Source organism: Desulfocurvus thunnarius (genome assembly GCF_055390965.1).
In genome coordinates, this window is record NZ_AP042411.1 from 1,020,261 (window position 1) to 1,035,877 (window position 15,617).

Annotated in this window: 16 protein-coding genes; 8 read left to right on the top strand and 8 right to left on the bottom strand. The window is 71.7% G+C overall.

What is annotated here, in order from left to right:
- Window positions 1-42: 42 nt before the first annotated feature.
- Window positions 43-1,857 carry an SLC13 family permease gene (locus ACZ5KV_RS04455; protein ID WP_464241143.1) on the bottom strand — a complete coding sequence of 605 codons (1,815 nt, stop codon included), beginning with the start codon at window positions 1,855-1,857 and terminating at the stop codon, window positions 43-45.
- Between the two features lie 107 nt (window positions 1,858-1,964).
- Between ACZ5KV_RS04455 and ACZ5KV_RS04460 the strand changes: the two genes are divergently transcribed.
- Both ACZ5KV_RS04460 and ACZ5KV_RS04465 read left to right on the top strand, forming a co-directional pair.
- Window positions 1,965-2,186: a hypothetical protein gene (locus ACZ5KV_RS04460; protein WP_464241144.1), complete on the top strand. Its 222-nt coding sequence runs from the start codon at window positions 1,965-1,967 to the stop codon at window positions 2,184-2,186.
- Window positions 2,187-2,304: 118 nt separating this feature from the next.
- Window positions 2,305-2,742 (top strand): arsenate reductase ArsC, encoded by a 438-nt coding sequence (locus ACZ5KV_RS04465; RefSeq protein WP_464241145.1) that lies wholly within the window; start codon window positions 2,305-2,307, stop codon window positions 2,740-2,742.
- A gap of 103 nt (window positions 2,743-2,845) precedes the next feature.
- On the opposite strand, the gene ACZ5KV_RS04470 is transcribed toward ACZ5KV_RS04465, so the two are convergent.
- The 3 genes from ACZ5KV_RS04470 to ACZ5KV_RS04480 all read right to left on the bottom strand — a co-directional run bounded on the left by ACZ5KV_RS04470 (window position 2,846) and on the right by ACZ5KV_RS04480 (window position 5,927).
- A complete protein-coding gene (locus ACZ5KV_RS04470; protein WP_464241146.1) occupies window positions 2,846-4,582 on the bottom strand; it encodes an FAD-dependent oxidoreductase in 1,737 nt (578 codons plus the stop codon).
- Window positions 4,583-4,789: 207 nt separating this feature from the next.
- On the bottom strand, window positions 4,790-5,668 hold the full coding sequence (locus ACZ5KV_RS04475; protein ID WP_464241147.1) for a hypothetical protein: 879 nt from the start codon (window positions 5,666-5,668) through the stop codon (window positions 4,790-4,792).
- Between the two features lie 43 nt (window positions 5,669-5,711).
- Window positions 5,712-5,927, bottom strand: a complete 216-nt coding sequence (locus ACZ5KV_RS04480; RefSeq protein WP_464241148.1) for a hypothetical protein — start codon at window positions 5,925-5,927, stop codon at window positions 5,712-5,714.
- Between the two features lie 162 nt (window positions 5,928-6,089).
- On the opposite strand from ACZ5KV_RS04480, the gene ACZ5KV_RS04485 reads away from it, so the two are divergent.
- Together ACZ5KV_RS04485 and ACZ5KV_RS04490 are read left to right on the top strand one after the other, a co-directional pair.
- Window positions 6,090-7,955 (top strand): diguanylate cyclase domain-containing protein, encoded by a 1,866-nt coding sequence (locus ACZ5KV_RS04485; RefSeq protein ID WP_464241149.1) that lies wholly within the window; start codon window positions 6,090-6,092, stop codon window positions 7,953-7,955.
- A 101-nt stretch (window positions 7,956-8,056) separates the two neighbouring features.
- A complete protein-coding gene (locus ACZ5KV_RS04490; RefSeq protein ID WP_464241150.1) occupies window positions 8,057-8,647 on the top strand; it encodes a tetratricopeptide repeat protein in 591 nt (196 codons plus the stop codon).
- 111 nt (window positions 8,648-8,758) lie between these two features.
- On the opposite strand, the gene ACZ5KV_RS04495 is transcribed toward ACZ5KV_RS04490, so the two are convergent.
- The gene (locus ACZ5KV_RS04495; RefSeq protein ID WP_464241151.1) at window positions 8,759-9,193 is read right to left on the bottom strand and encodes a winged helix-turn-helix transcriptional regulator; all 435 of its coding nucleotides are present in this window, start codon (window positions 9,191-9,193) and stop codon (window positions 8,759-8,761) included.
- A gap of 123 nt (window positions 9,194-9,316) precedes the next feature.
- Here ACZ5KV_RS04495 and ACZ5KV_RS04500 point away from each other — a divergent pair, with 123 nt between their 5' ends.
- Window positions 9,317-9,925 carry a flavodoxin family protein gene (locus tag ACZ5KV_RS04500; protein ID WP_464241152.1) on the top strand — a complete coding sequence of 203 codons (609 nt, stop codon included), beginning with the start codon at window positions 9,317-9,319 and terminating at the stop codon, window positions 9,923-9,925.
- 172 nt (window positions 9,926-10,097) lie between these two features.
- Window positions 10,098-11,015 (top strand): AEC family transporter, encoded by a 918-nt coding sequence (locus ACZ5KV_RS04505; RefSeq protein ID WP_464241153.1) that lies wholly within the window; start codon window positions 10,098-10,100, stop codon window positions 11,013-11,015.
- Window positions 11,016-11,021: 6 nt separating this feature from the next.
- On the opposite strand, the gene ACZ5KV_RS04510 is transcribed toward ACZ5KV_RS04505, so the two are convergent.
- Entirely contained in the window at window positions 11,022-12,452 is a 1,431-nt protein-coding gene (locus ACZ5KV_RS04510) for an alkaline phosphatase (RefSeq protein ID WP_464241154.1), read from the bottom strand.
- Window positions 12,453-12,931: 479 nt separating this feature from the next.
- On the opposite strand from ACZ5KV_RS04510, the gene ACZ5KV_RS04515 reads away from it, so the two are divergent.
- Window positions 12,932-13,084 carry a hypothetical protein gene (locus ACZ5KV_RS04515; protein WP_464241155.1) on the top strand — a complete coding sequence of 51 codons (153 nt, stop codon included), beginning with the start codon at window positions 12,932-12,934 and terminating at the stop codon, window positions 13,082-13,084.
- On the opposite strand, the gene ACZ5KV_RS04520 is transcribed toward ACZ5KV_RS04515, so the two are convergent.
- Both ACZ5KV_RS04520 and ACZ5KV_RS04525 read right to left on the bottom strand, forming a co-directional pair.
- Window positions 13,081-13,968, bottom strand: a complete 888-nt coding sequence (locus ACZ5KV_RS04520) for a hypothetical protein (RefSeq protein ID WP_464241804.1) — start codon at window positions 13,966-13,968, stop codon at window positions 13,081-13,083. The two genes, ACZ5KV_RS04515 and ACZ5KV_RS04520, sit on opposite strands and share 4 nt — an antisense overlap.
- 26 nt (window positions 13,969-13,994) lie before the next feature.
- On the bottom strand, window positions 13,995-14,402 hold the full coding sequence (locus tag ACZ5KV_RS04525) for a bacteriohemerythrin (RefSeq protein ID WP_464241156.1): 408 nt from the start codon (window positions 14,400-14,402) through the stop codon (window positions 13,995-13,997).
- A 171-nt stretch (window positions 14,403-14,573) separates the two neighbouring features.
- Here ACZ5KV_RS04525 and ACZ5KV_RS04530 point away from each other — a divergent pair, with 171 nt between their 5' ends.
- On the top strand, window positions 14,574-15,449 hold the full coding sequence (locus tag ACZ5KV_RS04530) for a hypothetical protein (protein WP_464241157.1): 876 nt from the start codon (window positions 14,574-14,576) through the stop codon (window positions 15,447-15,449).
- Window positions 15,450-15,617: the final 168 nt, after the last annotated feature.

Here is a 15,617-nt window from a genome sequence, read left to right on the forward strand (position 1 = left end):
CCGACGGCGCCTGCCCCGGGAACTGCCCCACCGGCTGCGGGCCTAGTAGCACACCGACAGCATCACCGTCAGCACCACCAGGAACAGCACCGACAGGGGCAGCCCGGCGCGCACGAAATCCAGGCTGCGGTAGCCGCCGGGGCCCATGTACAGGGCGTTGACCTGGTGCGTGGGCAGCAGGAACGAGTTGGACGCCGCCAGGGCCACCGCCAGCGCGGCCAGGCGCGGGTCCGCGCCCACGGCGGAGGCCATGTCCACCGCCAGGGGCACCAGCAGCACCACGGCGCCCACGTTGGAGACCACCAGGGTCAGCACCGTGGACAGCGCCCCGAGCACCAGCAGGAACACCCACGGCGCAGGCTGGCCGATCATGACCATGATGTGCCCGGCCAGCCACGAGGCCGCCCCGGTGCGCTCCATGGCCACGCCCAGGGGGATGAGCCCCGCCAGCAGAAACACCGTGCGCCAGTCCACCCCCCGGTAGGCCTCGTCGATGGTCAGCACGCGGCCGAGGATCATGGCCACCGCCCCGGTCATCAGGCAGACGGACAGGGCCAGGTCCGTGGCCAGCACCAGCCCGGTGGAGAGCACGAACGCGCCCACGGCCACCCCGGCCTTTTCGGGGTGCAGCACTTCGTGGTCCAGGGACTGCACGAAGAGCACGTCGCGCCGGGGGCGCATGGCGTGGAAGCTCTCCCAGCGCCCGTGCATCAGGATGGAATCGCCCGCGTGGACGACCATGTCCCAGAAGTCGCAGTAGCGGGTCTGGTTGTTGCGCGTCACGGCCAGGGGCGACATGAGGTGGTTGTGGCGGAAGCGGATGTCGGCCACGGTCATGCCGATGAACCGCGAGTGCGGCGGCACCAGGGCCTCCACCACGCCCGACTCCTCGTCGGACATGGCCTGGGCGAACACGTCCAGTTCGGATTTGACCGTAAAGCCGTGTTTGGCGGCCATCTCGGCCACCCGCGCCGGGCTGCCGATGACCGCCAGCACCGCCCCGGGGGCGATGCGCATGGCCCGGTCCGGCGGCAGGAGCACGTCGCGCCCGCCCTTCTGCGACAGGGCCACCACCTGGATGCAGTAGCTGTCGATGAGGTCCTGGACGTAAAGTTCCTCGTTTTTGTCCCAGGGCGCGCGCAGTTCGTGCATGCAGCCCAGGTCGCAGTACCAGGCCATGAGGTCCTCGCCCTGCTCCCCCGCGGGCGTTCCGGCGGGGAGCAGCCGCTGCCCGCCGAGCACGAAAAAGGCGATGCCCGTAACCACCAGGGCCAGGCCCACGGGCGTCACGCTGAACAGCCCGAAGGGCGCCAGGCCGAAGGGCTGGATCAGGTCGTTCAGCATGATCAGCGGGCTGGAGCCGACCAGGGTCACCGTGCCGCCCAGGATGGCCGAGAAGCCCACGGGCATGAGCAGCCGCGACACGGGCACCCCGGAATGACGCGACAGGCGGCGGATGGCGGGCAGGAACAACGCCGCCGCGCCCACGTTCTGCATGAAGCTCGACACCACGGCCACCGTCCCGGCCACAAGGACGGTGATCCGGCTGCGGCTGCGCCCGGCCAGACGCATCAGCGGGCGCATGAGCTGGCTGATGACCCCCGTGTGGTCCAGCCCGCGGCCCATGATGATCACGGCGATGATGGAGATGACCGCGTTGCCGGCCAGGCCCCGGAAGGCCTCGGCCCCGTCCATGATGCCCAGCAGCGGCAGGGCGACCATGACCAGCAGGGCCACCACGTCCACGCGCAGCCATTCGGTGAGGAACAGGAGCACCGTCAGGGCCACCAGCCCGAGGACGATGCCCATGTCCATGGTCATGGGGCCGAGGGTTGCCGAGGCGAGAACGGTCTGCATGGGCGGGGACTCCTGGGGTGAAGGACGGGGGAGACTGCCGCGCAGCATAGCAGACCGCCAGGGCCCGCCGCAACGGGATTTGCCCCGGCCGGGGCGCAGCGGCGGGCATGGAAGTTGCTTCCGCCCGGGAGCACTGCACTTTCTGCCTGGAGCCCCTCATGCGCCTGACTCTCGCGTTCCTCCTGCTCTCCGTGCTGGCCGCCTACTCCATCGACGCCTGGAGCCGCCCCCAAAAAACCGCGCCCGCCGCAGCCAAATGGTCGGGCCGGGTCTACGAGCGGCTGGAAAGCCGCACCACGCCGCTGTACTACCCCTGGGAAGAGCGCTGACTCACGGGCCGCCGCCGTTTTGTCACAATGGCCGGGCATACTGGCCGGGCCACGTGGCGGCGGTGCGCATCCTGCGCGCCGGGGCCGCCTCGCGGGCAAGCCGCCACGGGAGCCCCGCATGGACAAAAAGCGCGTCCTGTTCATCTGCGTCCACAACTCGGCCCGCAGCCAGATGGCTCAGGCCTTCGCCAACCGCGAGCACGGCGACGCCCTCGAAGCCAACAGCGCCGGGCTTGAGCCCACGGCCCTGAACCCCCTGGCCGTGGAGGTCATGGCCGAAATCGGGCTGGACATCTCCGCCCAGACGGCGAGCAGCGTCTTCGAGCGCTACAAGGCCGGGGAAACCTACGACTACGTCATCACCGTCTGCGCCGAGGCCGAAACGAAGTGCCCGGTGTTCCCGGGCATCGCGCGGCGGCTGCACTGGCCTTTCGACGACCCGGAGGCCCTGGGCGGCGACCGGGAGCACAGGCTCGAAGGCGCCCGGCGCATCCGCGACGCCGTGCGCCGGGCCGTGGCCGGACTGGCCGCCGAGGCCCGCGGCGCGGGCGCCTGAACGCCCCCGCCTCCCGGCATCCCGCGTGATGAAAAGCCCCCGGACGCCTGCGTCCGGGGGCTTTTCCATCGTCTTGCCGTCAGGGGCGGGGCGGCCCGGGCCGTCAGGGCTCGGTGCCGGGGTCGCCGGTTTCGTCGATGCCCGGTTCCAGCAGGCGGGCCAGGGCGTAGCCGCCCGCCACGTTCTTCAGGTCGGTGAAGCCGTTCTCGCGCAGCAGAAGCTGGCTCTCGTAGGAGCGCAGGCCCGTGTTGCAGAACACGTGCAGCCGCTTGTCGCGCGGCAGCTCGCCCAGGCGCGCGGGCAGTTCCTCCTGGGGAATGGACAGCCAGCGGTGGGCGCCGTACTTGTCCTGGAACTTGCGGGCCACCTTGGGCGCGCGCACGTCGAGGACCATGGCGTCGTCGTCCTTGACCAGATCGAGGAAGGTCATGGCGTCCACGGGGTCGCTGTAGCCGTCGAGGATGTTCTTCATGGCGTTGGCCGCGGCGTTGACGATGTCCATGGCCGAGGCGTAGGGCGGCGCGTAGCCGACCTCCAGGTTGGAGATGTCGTCCAGGTCGGGCTTGTGGGGCAACAGCGCGGCCACGGCGTCCACCCGGGCCTTCACGGCGTCGCCCGCCGAGCCCACGGCTTCGATGCCCAGCACGCGGCGGGTGGTGCGGTCGGCGATGAGGGTCATGTACATCAGGGTGTTGCCGGGGAAGAAATGCGCCCGGTCGGCCATGACCACCAACGCGGCCTGGGCGTCGAAACCGAAGGCCCGGGCCTGCCTGAGGGTCAGCCCCGCGCGGGCCACGCCCAGCTCGAAGGCCTTGAGGCAGAACGTGCCCACCGCGCCCTCGAAGCGCTCGTTGCCCCCGGCCACGTTGGTGCCGATGACGCGGCCCTGGCGGTTGGCCAGGGAGCCCAGGGGCAGGTGCATGGTGCCGCCGCTGATGAGGTTGCGGACCTCCACGCAGTCGCCGCCCGCGTAGATGTTGGGATCGGAGGTGCGCAGGCGCGCGTCGACCAGGATGCCGCCGAAGGGCCCCACGGCCAGCCCGGCCTCGCGGGCCAGGGTCGTGTTGGGCCGCGCGCCCACGCCGAAGATCACCAGTTGGCAGGGAATCTCGCCCTTGTCGGTCCGCACCCCGGTCACGCCGCCCTCGGCGTCGCCCAGAATGGCCTGGACCTGGGTCGAGGTCCGCACGTCCACCTCGTTTTCGCGCAGGTGGTTTTCGACCATGCGCGCCAGCTCCGGGCCCATGGCCTGGGGCAGCACCTGGTCGCACATCTCCACCAGGGTGGTCTTGATGCCCCACAGGGCGGTCAGGGCCTCGGCCATTTCCAGGCCGATGGCGCCGCCGCCGACGACCACGGCGGAGTCCACCTCGCCCGCGGCGATCTTATCCTTGAGCAGCACGGCCTTGTGCAGGTTGGCCACGGTGTAGACCCCGGGCAGGTCCACCCCGGGCACCGGCGGCACGAAGGGCGTGGACCCGGTGCCCAGCACCAGGGTGTCGTATTCCAGGTCGCGCTCCTCGCCCGTTTTCAGGTCGCGCACGCGAACCTTTTTGGCCCGGCGGTCGATGGCCAGGGCCTCGGTTTCGGTGGCCACCTGCACGCGCTTGTAGCGGCGGAAGAACTCGGGGTCGCGCACGGCGTGGTAGACCGTGGTGCACAGTTCCTTGGCGTCGGCAACGTCGCCGCTCACGTAGTAGGGAATGCCGCACCCGCCGTAGGAAATGATCGAGTCGCGGTCGACCATGGTCACCTGGGCTTCGGGGTCCAGGCGCCGGGCACGGCAGGCGACCTTGGGCCCCAGGGCCACGCCGCCGATGATGACGATCCGTCTGGGCATGGGACTGCTCCTTTGACCCGGACGCCGCCCCGCTCCGCACACGCGACCCGCCCGGAATGAAGTTCGCAAACGTTTCCGGTGTAGTCCTCGCGGCCCGTTCTGGCAACCCCCCAGTCTCCGCTATCCTTTTAAAGAGCTAGGGGAATGGAACGAAAAGCGCGGGAAAACAGGGCCGATGGCGGCGGGGAAAACCGCAGGGCCGCCGCCTCAGCGGCACAGCCACAGGGCCGCGCCGCGCAGCAGGCGGAAGAGATGGTCCGCCGCCGTGCCCATGAACATGCCCGGCGCGCGGCGCAGGCCCACGCCCGTGCGGCCCATGGCCACCACGGCGCAACCCGAAGCCCCGGCTTCGGCCAGCAGCGCCGGGCCGATGTCCTCGTTGGCGCGCACCTCCAGGCGCCGCGCATCCACCCGCGCGGGGTCCAGGCCGTTGTCCAGCAGCGCGGCCCGGGCGGCCTCGCGGGCCTGCTCGGGCTCCTGGCCGGGTCCGGCCACGGTGAGCAGGGTCACGCGGTGGGCGGGCTCGGCGGCGAGCATGAAGCCCACGTGGTCGGCCATGGCCAGGGACGAGGCCGAGCCGTCCACGCACAGCAGCACCCCGCGCCGGGCCGGGTCGATGTCGCGGCACAGCCACAGCGGCGCCCCGGCGTGGGCCTCCAGCACGCCCCGGCTGACCTCGGAGCCGTAGGCCTGTTCCAGCAACCCGATGGCCTGGCTCCCGAGGACCACGGCGTCGTAAAGCCCCTTCTCGCCTTCCAGGATGGCGTCCAGAATGCGCGCATACTGGCGGAAAACGATCTTGGCCTCCAGGATGCCCGCGCCGAAGCCGCTCGCGCAGAGCAGATCCCGGGCACGCTCCACGGCCTCGTGGGCCCCGGGGGCTCCGGCCCCGGCGGAGCAGCTCACGGGCAGCGCCGCGTCGCCCAAAGCCTCGCCGGGCCGGGGGGCGCGGGGCACGGTGTGCAGCAGCGTCAGGCGCAGATCCTGCGGACGCGAGAAGAAGGAGGTGACGAAACGCACGCCGTTCAGGGCCCCAGGATCGTCGCCCAGAGTCACCAGCAGATGCTTGGAAAGGCTGTTGCGCATGGGAACTCCTGCCTCGGGGCGCCGGACGGCCCGGCCCCGGCGGCTACAGCAGTTCGGACAAACGGAAGGCGGCGGCGGCCAGGCACAGCACGGTGATCAGCCCCTGGAACAGCAGCGCCATCCAGAACCCGGACCTGTTGTCCGCGCGCGTGAGCGGCAAAAGCCGCGACTGAATCCGCCCCGTGGCCAGGGCCACGCGGATCAGGTTGGAGTTCACCACGGCCAGAAGCACGAGCAGCAGGGGAATCGCGTAATCCATGCGGGATGCCTCGCTGTTTTCCCTAGGGCATACACGGCCCGCCGCGGGGGCGCAAGCCCGGGAATCCCGGCCCGTGAAGGAGAAACTTCGTTGCCACCGCAGGCTTTCTTTTTTCCCGCCGCGCGCTTATCATGCCCGGAAACTCGACATTCCGGGGAACCCATGCGGCCACTGACCGCCCACCTGCTGACCCTGGTCGCCTACCTTGCGGCGGCCCAGTTCGCCCAGGCCCTGGCGCCCCTGCCCGGCGAGGTCGCCCCGGTGTGGCCCGCGGCGGGAGTGGGGCTCGCGGCCCTGTTCCTTCTGGGGCGCCGGGCCCTGCCCACGGTGCTGGCGGCGGACCTGGGCGCCTCGCTGCTGGCGGGTGTGCCGCCGACCCTGGCCCTGGCCCTGGCCGTGAGCAACGCCCTGGCCCTGGGCCTGGGCGCGGCCTTGGCCCGGCGCACCCTGGATGGCCGAATCCCCTTCGACAACACGCGGCGCATGGGCCACTTTCTGGCCATCGGCCCCCTGCTGGCCTCGCTGCTGGCGGGCCTGCTCGGCGTGCTGACCCTGGAGCAGGCCGGAAGCCTGGCCATGGACCCGGCGCACGCGGTGTGGAGCTGGTTCCTGGCGGACTTCACGGGCATGACCGTCCTGGCCCCTCTGGCGGTGGCATGGCGGGGGCGGCTTTCGGGCCTGCCGCCGATGCTGCGCCGGGCCGAGGGCCTGGGCCTGCTCCTGTGCACCGCCCTGGCGACCCTGACGGTATTCGGCCTGGGGCACGAAATCCTCCTGCGCAACTACCCGCTCATCTTCGCCTTCATTCCGACCATGGCCTGGGCCACCTTCCGGGCCGACTCGCGGACCCTGACCCTACTGCTGACCCTGCTCTTTCCCGTGTGCGCCCTGGCGACCCACGCCGGGCTCGGGCCGTTCGGGCACCTGCCCCAACCCCTGTCCCTGCACATCATGCAGGTCTTCTACGCCGTGAACGCGACCACGACCCTGGTCATCCACGCCCTGACCCGCGAGCGGCGCAACTCCCTGGAAGCCCTGGCCCAAAGCCGGGCCGCCCTGGCCCAAGCCCACGACGAACTGGAGCAACGCGTGGCCGAACGCACGGCCACGCTCGATTCGGCCCTGCGGGAGCTGCGCGAAACCGGCGAGGCCTACAGCGCGCTGTTCGAAAACGCGGCCGAGGGCATCTACCGCGCCGACGCCTCGGGACGCTTCGTACGCGTGAACCCCGCCCTGGCGCGCATGCTGGGCTACGCCTCGCCCGACGACCTCATGGCGCATATCACCGACATCTGGCGCCAGGTGTTCACCTGCGACGATTCGCGCAGGCGGCTCTATGAAACCCTGGCCACCAAAGGCCGGGCCACGGATTTCGAAATGCCCGTGCGCACGCGCAGCGGCGGGGATATCTGGGTCGGCATGTCCGTACGCCCGGTGCAGGACGACCAGGGCCGCGTGCTGGGCATGGACGGCATCGTGCAGGACATCACCCAACGCAAACTCTCCCAGGAGGAGCTGGAGCGGCGGGCCACCCGCGACCCACTGACCGGCGCGGCCAACCGCCACACCTTCGAGCGCGCCCTGCGCCGGATGCTGGCCCAGGCCGGGCGCGGCGGCGCGGGGCTGGCCCTGCTTTTCGTGGACCTGGACGACTTCAAGGGCATCAACGACACCCACGGCCACCTGGCCGGGGACCACGTTCTGCGCACCGTGGCCGCGCGCATCCAGGCCCGGCTGCGCGAGACCGACCTGCTGGCCCGCCTGGGCGGCGACGAATTCGCCCTGCTGCTGCACAACGTGACCGAGGCCCAGGCGGCCGACGCCGTGGCCCGCGACATCCTGCGCGCCCTGGGCGAGCCCGTGGAGTTCGAGGGCCTGCGCCTGACCGTGGGCGCCAGCGTGGGCGGCTGCCTGACCACGGGCAGCGGCCCCGACGCGGACATGGACGCCCTGCTGCACCGGGCCGACCAGGCCATGTACCACGCCAAGCAACAGGGCAAGAACCGCAGCCACATCGACGCGGCCTGACCCCCGGCCCGGCCCGCCGGAGCCGCCCGGGGCCCGGCTCCCGGTATTGACCGCCCGGGGCGTTCGGGTATGGTGGGGCCCACCATTTCCGGAGGAACGCCGTGAGCGAAAAGAAGAAAGCGCCCCTGTCGCGGCGCGATTTCCTGTTCGGCGGCCTGCGCAAGCTGCGCGGGGACGACCGCCCCGAGGCCCCGGCCCTGGCCGCCGCCACCCAGGGCGTGGCCCCCGACGCCGCCCGCCAGGCCAAGGAGGCCTTCGTGCGCGGCAACCAGTCCTACGCGGGCGCGGAGTATGCGGCGGCCATCCCCGAATACCGCGAATGCGTCCGCCTGTTCCCGGCCCACCTGGAGGCCCGCAAGCGCCTGGGCTACTGCCTCTACCGCACCGGCCAGTTCGTCCAGGCCCGCACGGAGTTCGAGCGCGTGATCCGCGAGGCCAAGGCCGACAACTTCAGCGCCCTCTACCTGGGCCTGACCTTCGCGTGCATGGGCCGGGGCGAAAAGGCCGTGGCCGCCTGGCGGCAATACCGCAACACCGACGAGGTGCGCATCATGCGCGAACTGAACCTCCAGATGGCCCTGCTGGAATCGCCCGAAAAGCCGGACCTGGGCGACGTGGTCGCCGAGGTGGAGGAAACCATCCGCCTTCGCAAGGAAGAGCTGCTGGCCGCCCAGGCCGACGCCCAGGGCTGAAGCCCGGCGGCGCCCATTCCCCGGCCCGCTCCGGCCCGCCCGGCGGGCAGGAACGCCAGGAGCCCCGGCGCGCACTGCGCGCCGGGGCTCCCGTGTTGCATGGGCCGGGCCTCAGCCCCCGGAGCAGGGCTCCGGCGCCCCGCGGGGGTCCAGGGCCGCGGGGCGAGGCTCATAGCCTTCGCCCGCAAAGGCCCCGCCCGCCGTGCGCTCCTCGTAACGCGCGCCCCAGTCGCGCATGTCGCGCAGGATGGGCATCAGGCTGGCCCCCAGGTCCGTCAGCGCATACTCCACCCGGGGCGGCACCTCGCGGTAGACCTCGCGGCGCACCAGCCCGTCGGCCTCCAGCTCGCGCAGGCAGCGGGTGAGCATCCGCTCGGTGATGCCGGGCAGGCCCCGGCGCAGTTCCCCGAAGCGCAGCACCCCGGCCTGGGCCAGATGGTAAAGCACCACGGGCTTCCACTTGCCGCCGATGAGTTGCAGGGTCAACTCGAAGAAGCAGCGGTAGCGCCGCCCGTTCATTTCCTTTTCGCGGCAGGCCTGACGCATGGCCGCCCCTCCTTGCTATACTTTTTGATAGTACCTGTCATTTTTAACAGTACTTGCCAGAAACGACTGGAAGCATAATGAAGGGGGCACGGAAGTCAACACCCGAACCGAAAGGAGCGAACCATGTACGCACTGGCAATCAACGGCAGCCCGCGCAAGGGCGGCAACACGGAAATCCTGCTGACCCACGCCCTGGCGCCCCTGGCCCGGGCCGGCTGGGAAACCGAGCTGCTCGGCCTCTCCGGCAAGTCCATCCACGGCTGCATCGCCTGCTACAAATGCTTCGAGAACAAGGACATGCGCTGCGCCGTGAAAAACGACGCCCTGAACGACGTGCTGGAAAAAATCATGCGCGCCGACGCGCTGATCCTGGGCACGCCGACCTATTTCACCGACGTGAGCGCCGAGATGAAGGCCCTGCTCGACCGCACGGGGCTGGTGTCCATCGCCAACGGCGCGGCCCTGCGCGGCAAGATCGGCGCGGCGGTGGTCGCCGTGCGGCGCGGCGGGGCCACCCACGCCTTCGACACCATCAACCATATGTTCCTCATGTCCCAGATGATCGTGCCGGGCTCCATCTACTGGAACATCGGCTACGGCCGCGACAAGGGCGAGGTCAACGGCGACGCCGAGGCCCTGGCCAACATGGAGCACCTGGGCCGGGCCGTGGACTGGCTGGGCAAGGCCATCGCGCCGCACCGCGAGGCCTACCCCCTGGGCGTGCGCCCCTAGCCGGTCCGCCGCCCGGCCGCAGCGCGCCCCCGTTGCCGGAACCTCCGGCGGCGGGGGCGCCCCGCGCGCCGAGCCCCGGAAACCGGAAGACCGCTGCGCCCGTTGTGCCCGCGAAGCCTTTGGAGTATCAGGGGCTTTTCCCGCACATCCAGCCCGCCGCCCGAGGCCTCCCATGCTCAACGCCCTGGTGCCCGTCTTCACCGTCATCGCCATCGGCTACCTGCTGCGCCGCGCGGGTTTCCCCGGCGACGGATTCTGGGCCCAGGCCGAGCGCATGACCTACCTGCTGCTGTTCCCGGCGCTGCTGATCAACACCCTGTCGCGGGCCGACTTCAACGACGCCTCCACCCTGCCCATGGCCCTGGGGCTCATGGCCGCCCTGGTGCTGACCGGGGCCGGGCTGCTGGCCCTGCGCGAGCGCCTGCGGCTGCCCGGGCCCGCGTTCTCCTCGGTGTTCCAAGGCGGGCTGCGCATCAACACCTACGTGGGCCTGGCCCTGGCGGCGGGCCTTTACGGCCCCCGGGGGCTGGCCCTGGCGGCGGTGGCCATGGTGGCCATGATTCCGGTGCTGAACCTGATGTGCGTGCCGGTGGTGGCGCGGCTGGGCGGCGGGGCCAACGGCCGGGGGCACCGCCTGGCCCTGGAGCTGGCCAAAAATCCGCTGATCCTCGGCTGCGTGGCGGGCTTCGCCCTGAACCTGTCGGGCCTGCGCCTGCCCGCCAGCCTGGCCGAAACCCTGGCCGTCCTCGGCAGGGCGGCCCTGCCCATGGGCCTCCTGGCCGTGGGCGCGGGCCTGCGCCCGCGCGCCCTGGGCAACGCCCTGCGCCCGATCCTGTGGGCCTCGGGCATCAAGCTGGTGGCCATGCCCCTCGTCACCGCGCCGCTGTGCGCCCTGCTGGGCGTCCGGGGCCCGGCCCTGGCCGTGGCGGTCATCTTCGCGGCCCTGCCCACGGCCACCTCGTCCTACATCCTGGCCCGCCAGCTCGGCGGCGACGCCGAACTCATGGCCGCCCTGCTGACCACCCAGACCGTGCTCTCGGCCCTGACCCTGCCCGTGGCGGTGGCCGCGATCACGGCCCTGGCGGCCTGACCCGGCTCAGGGCGCGCCGGGCGCCGGAGCCAGACCCATGAGCCGCAGCAGGCGCCGCCCCAGCTCCGCGTTGTCGTAGGTTCCGGCGAAGCGCTCCTGGCCCACGCCCAGGGCCGACGTGCTCACGGGCACGCCGCTGTGGCCCTGGCGGCCCCAGTCCAGCCCGGCCTTGTGGCCCAGCACCTGCCCGAGGATCACCGCCAGGGGGTCGTTGCCCCCGCGCCCGGAGTCCGCCCCGGGCCGGGGCCGGGCCCAGGCGACGCGCAGGGCCTGTTCCTCGTCCCCGTCCAGCGCCATGGCCTGCGGGGCGGCCCCGCCGCCGGAGCCGAACAACGCCCCCAGCCGGATCTCCAGCTCCTCGAAGCGCCCGCCCTCGGGCCCGCGCGGCAAGGCGGCCACGAAGCGTTGCAGCGACATGCCCTGGCGGCGCAGCACCGCCAGCGCGGCCCCGGTGCGCGCATCGGGCGGGGCCAGGGCCAGCCCGCCGCATTCGTGGTCGGCGGTGACGAGCACCAGCGTCTGCCCCGGGTGTCCGGCGGCGAATCGCACGGCCACGGCCACGGCGTCGTCGAAGGCCAGGGTCTCGGTCAGGGTGGCGGCGGCGTCGTTGGCATGGCAGGCCCAGTCGATCTTGCCGCCCTCGACCATCATGAAAAAACCCTGGGGGTTGTCCAGCAGGGCGATGCCCCGGGCGGTGAATTCGGCCAGGGTCACGTCCCCGGCGTCGGCGTCCAGGACATAGGGCAGGGACTGGCCGTCGTGCAGCCGGGCGCCCATGGCCAGGGTCCGCCCTCCGGGGCGCAGGGCGTCCAGCTCCGCGCGACCCACGGCCACCGCGTAGCCCGCGGCCCGGATTCGCTCCAGGGCGTCGCCCCGGGGCGCCCGGGATTCCTCGCCCCGGGGGTCGCGCAGGCCGCCGCCCGCGAAGTACTCGAAGCCGCTGGCGGCCAGGGCGTGGTCGATCTCGTGGTACATGCCGCGCGCGGGCACGTGGGCGTAAAAGCCCGCCGGGGTGGCGTGGTCCACGGACACGCTGGTGACGATGCCCACGCGCATGCCCCGGGCGTGGGCCAGCTCGGCCACGGTGGGCAGGGGCCGCAGGTCCGGCCCCAGGCCCAGGCGGCCCAGGATGGTCTTGACGCCCGTGGCCAGGGCCGTGACCGCCGCGGCCGAGTCGGTGACGGGGCTGTCCACGGCGGCGGTGGTGGTCAGGCCATGGACGGGAAAACCGTCCATGACCAGGGGCCCGCCTTGCCAGCGGGCGGCGCCCATGCGCTGGGCCACGCCCATGCCGTCGCCGATGAACAGGAACACGTAGCGCGGCGGCTGCCCGGCCCAGCCCCGGGCCGGGCTCCACGCCAGGGCCAGGACCGACGCCAGGAACAGGAAGACCACCAGGGCGGCGCGGGGCGCGCGCCGCGCGAACGGCTTGGGCATGGGCGACTCCTCGGGAGCGCGGTGGAGGGAAAGAACCCGCAACGCGAAGGGCGGCACGGACGGTGGGGGCCCGTACCGCCCAGGTCCGCGAGGTCAGCGGAGGTTGCGGAGGTGGCGGATCGCTCCGCCCATTGGGGTGTGCCGGGAGTCTGTCTACACCCGGCGGGCCGCCCCTGCATGGCGCCCCCGGGGCAACACGGTGAAGACTGTGTGACGGCGCCCCCGGGCCGCCTTGCCCCGGGGCCGGGTTTGGCGCATAGTCCGGGCATGGACGACGAACTGCACATCCCCTGCCCGGCCTGCGGCGGGCGGGCCGTGCTCACCGGGCGGTGAGCCACGGCCCGGGTGGTCTGCACGGGCTGCGGGTTGACACTGGACGCGCGGCGCTGCCGCGAAGCCATCGAAACGGCGCGCGACGCGCCCTGCGCGGCCGCGCCCGCCCCGCGCCGCGAGGACGGAAACGACCGGGAGGACACCCCATGAGCTGGCTCCTGCTGCTGCTGGCCGCCGCCGGTGCGGTCTACTTCCTGATGCGGGCGCGCCGCGAATCGCGCGCACGGTTCGAGGACATCCTGCGCCGCGAGGCCGAGGAGCGGGAGCGCCGGGACTCCGGGCCCCGGGGCCGGGTCTAGCCCTGCCGGGGAGAGGAGGAGGATTCGTCCGCGCACGCCAGACGCTCGAAGGCCAGGTTGCACACGGCCGTCAGCACCACGGCGAAGCCCGCCGCCGCCACGCCCAGGGCCGCGTTGAGAAACGGCGGCGACGACAGGGCCAGGCGGATGATCAGCGTGGTCAGCGCCAGGCCCGAGTTGCGGAACACGGAGTGGAAGGATTGCAGGTAGCGCTGGGAGAGCAGGACGATAAAGATGTCGGAGAAGATGAGCACCGTATAGAAAAGGTGGAAGAAATCCACCAGCGCCCCGCCGGAGAGGAACATCCAGCCGTTGTACAGCCCAAGCCCGCAGAACGTGGTCAGCAGCGCCAGGGCCAGGACCTTCTTGGTGACCACGAAGGCGTACAGCCCGGCCCCGTCGCGCACGGTGTCGCGGCCCCGGGGCATGCGCGCGTAAACCCCCAGCAGAAAGAACACCACCAGGGCCCCCGCCCCGTCGGACAGGATGCGCAACAGCGTCTCCAGGTCCTCGGGATAGCGGACCACGGAGTGCAGGTTCACCAGCTCCTTGAAGGAGTTGCGCATGAGGATCAGGGCCAGGATCTCGAACTGCTTGCCCACCGAGCGCGAAAACGAACGCGGCAGCACGAAGACCATGCTGACGACCTCGACCACCAGCACCAGGGTGAAGGCGAAGTTCACCGCGTAGAACAGGTTGGCGGGCAAAAGGACCGCGAAGTAGCCGCCCAGCAGGCCCAGGCGGTTCAGCTCGATGACCAGGATGGCGCCGATGAAGGCCAGCACCAGCAGCGTGGCCACGCGCCGCGCGGTGTGCTCGCGCTCCCAGAAGCAGTGCAGGGCGTCGAAGACGTGCGCGCCCCCCTCAAGCAGCCGGTAGCCCATGGACACCGTCGGCCTCCCGCCGGGGCTCAGGCAACGCCCCGTTTGTTGAGATAGGCCCCCAGGCCCATGTCCGTGTTTTTGACGTGCGTTTCCAGCCAGTCCTTGAGGAAGGCCAGGAACTCGTCGCACAGGGCCGGGTCGCCCTCCAGGCACTGGCCCAGGAAATCAACCGCGCGCAGGCTGCACCGCATGTGCTCCTGGATGTGCGCGTCCATGCCCCGGTACTCATAGGCATCCATGTAGCGCTCTTCGGTGGCGAAATGGTGGCGCGTGTAGTCGCAGAACTCCTCCACGGCGGCCATCAGGGCCCCGGGCGAGCAGGCGGCGGCGCACAATTCGTGCAGCGCATCGACCAGGGCGAACAGCCGCCTGTGCTGCTCGTCGATCTCGGCCACGCCCACGCTCAGGCTCTCGTCCCACCGGATATAGGCCATGTGTCCGTCCTTTCGCCCGCGGGCGGCCCGAATGCGGGCGATACGGATGCGGGCGGGTGCGCCCGCGTCCTGCCCCCAGGATAGCCGCAGGGCCCGGCGAAGGCAAGCCGGGCGCCTTGCGCGCGGGCGGCAAGTGGGGCATAGTCCGCCCAGCACCGAGCCGGAGACGCCATGAAGAAGACCTCCCTGTCCGACGACATCCGCCGCCTGGAAGAACTGCGCGACGAGGGATTCCTCAGCGAAAAGCAGTATCTGCGTGAGCTGCACGAGGCCATGGGCCGCCACGAGCAGGAGATCGTTCCCGACGCGCAAACCGCCCCGGACGGGACGGAACTGGCAGCCCACAGCGAGCCCCGGCCCTTCGACCCCGACGACGCCACCCGCCCCGACACCCCGGCCCTGCACCTGGAGCGCGAGGCCGCCCCCAAGGGCGCCGCCCCCGAGCCCGAGCCCATCCCGCCCCTGGAGCTGGAGGACGACGACAGCGGCCCGGCACGGGTCATCGTGCGCGGCAAGTCGCCCTGGGACGAGCGGGACGCCGCCGGGCCGAGCTTCCAGACGCCCAAGGCCAGAGCCCAGGACGCCACGGCCGTCTTCCAGGAGCAGGACCAGGCCAGGGCCGAGATCGAAGCCCGGCGCCGTGAAAAGATCGCGCGCATGGCCGAGCAGAGCAACCGCACCCTGCGCCGCAGGCGCAACCCCGACGCGGCCCTGCTGCTCTCCCTGGCCTGGGCGGGGCTGGGCAACCTCTACGTCGGCCAGTTGGCCCCGGGCCTGCTCTTCGCCCTGGTGGGCGGCGCGTGCTGGGTCGGCGTGGCCTACGGCATCTACGACCTGGCCTGGGTCGCCCTGCCCCTGGGCCTGCTCTCCGGCGCCCTGGCCCGCAAAACGGCGGACCAGAGAAACCGCGCCATCGACGCCCAGGCCAACTCCCGCCTGCGCATGCAGCCCAAGGTCTCGCGGCTGAACGTCGAAAAGAGCCTGCGCTCCGGCCCGCCGTCGGCGGCCCCCGCGCCCCAGTCGCCGCCCCCGGCCCGCAACCGCTAGCCCCCCGGGGCCGGGCGCCGCGTCGCGCGCCGGGTCCGCATCCGCCTTCCAGAGCCCACCGCCGCGCCGCGCCCCAAGGGGCCCCGCACCCGCGCTCATTTTTTTCCGCGCCCCTTGACCCACGTCAAACCACGCCCCGGACAAAGCCCGTACTCCTGACCATGACGG

What these genes read in the sequence shown, in the direction of transcription:
- ACZ5KV_RS04475 (WP_464241147.1), bottom strand. Translation starts at nt 5,668, where the DNA reads ATGCGCAACAGCCTTTCCAAGCATCTGCTGGTGACTCTGGGCGACGAT.
- ACZ5KV_RS04530 (WP_464241157.1), top strand. Translation starts at nt 14,574, where the DNA reads ATGAAGAAGACCTCCCTGTCCGACGACATCCGCCGCCTGGAAGAACTG.
- ACZ5KV_RS04480 (WP_464241148.1), bottom strand. Translation starts at nt 5,927, where the DNA reads ATGGATTACGCGATTCCCCTGCTGCTCGTGCTTCTGGCCGTGGTGAAC.
- ACZ5KV_RS04515 (WP_464241155.1), top strand. Translation starts at nt 12,932, where the DNA reads ATGAGCTGGCTCCTGCTGCTGCTGGCCGCCGCCGGTGCGGTCTACTTC.
- ACZ5KV_RS04525 (WP_464241156.1), bottom strand. Translation starts at nt 14,402, where the DNA reads ATGGCCTATATCCGGTGGGACGAGAGCCTGAGCGTGGGCGTGGCCGAG.
- ACZ5KV_RS04500 (WP_464241152.1), top strand. Translation starts at nt 9,317, where the DNA reads ATGTACGCACTGGCAATCAACGGCAGCCCGCGCAAGGGCGGCAACACG.
- ACZ5KV_RS04520 (WP_464241804.1), bottom strand. Translation starts at nt 13,968, where the DNA reads ATGGGCTACCGGCTGCTTGAGGGGGGCGCGCACGTCTTCGACGCCCTG.
- ACZ5KV_RS04460 (WP_464241144.1), top strand. Translation starts at nt 1,965, where the DNA reads ATGGAAGTTGCTTCCGCCCGGGAGCACTGCACTTTCTGCCTGGAGCCC.
- ACZ5KV_RS04505 (WP_464241153.1), top strand. Translation starts at nt 10,098, where the DNA reads ATGCTCAACGCCCTGGTGCCCGTCTTCACCGTCATCGCCATCGGCTAC.
- ACZ5KV_RS04470 (WP_464241146.1), bottom strand. Translation starts at nt 4,582, where the DNA reads ATGCCCAGACGGATCGTCATCATCGGCGGCGTGGCCCTGGGGCCCAAG.
- ACZ5KV_RS04495 (WP_464241151.1), bottom strand. Translation starts at nt 9,193, where the DNA reads ATGCGTCAGGCCTGCCGCGAAAAGGAAATGAACGGGCGGCGCTACCGC.
- ACZ5KV_RS04465 (WP_464241145.1), top strand. Translation starts at nt 2,305, where the DNA reads ATGGACAAAAAGCGCGTCCTGTTCATCTGCGTCCACAACTCGGCCCGC.
- ACZ5KV_RS04510 (WP_464241154.1), bottom strand. Translation starts at nt 12,452, where the DNA reads ATGCCCAAGCCGTTCGCGCGGCGCGCGCCCCGCGCCGCCCTGGTGGTC.
- ACZ5KV_RS04455 (WP_464241143.1), bottom strand. Translation starts at nt 1,857, where the DNA reads ATGCAGACCGTTCTCGCCTCGGCAACCCTCGGCCCCATGACCATGGAC.
- ACZ5KV_RS04485 (WP_464241149.1), top strand. Translation starts at nt 6,090, where the DNA reads ATGCGGCCACTGACCGCCCACCTGCTGACCCTGGTCGCCTACCTTGCG.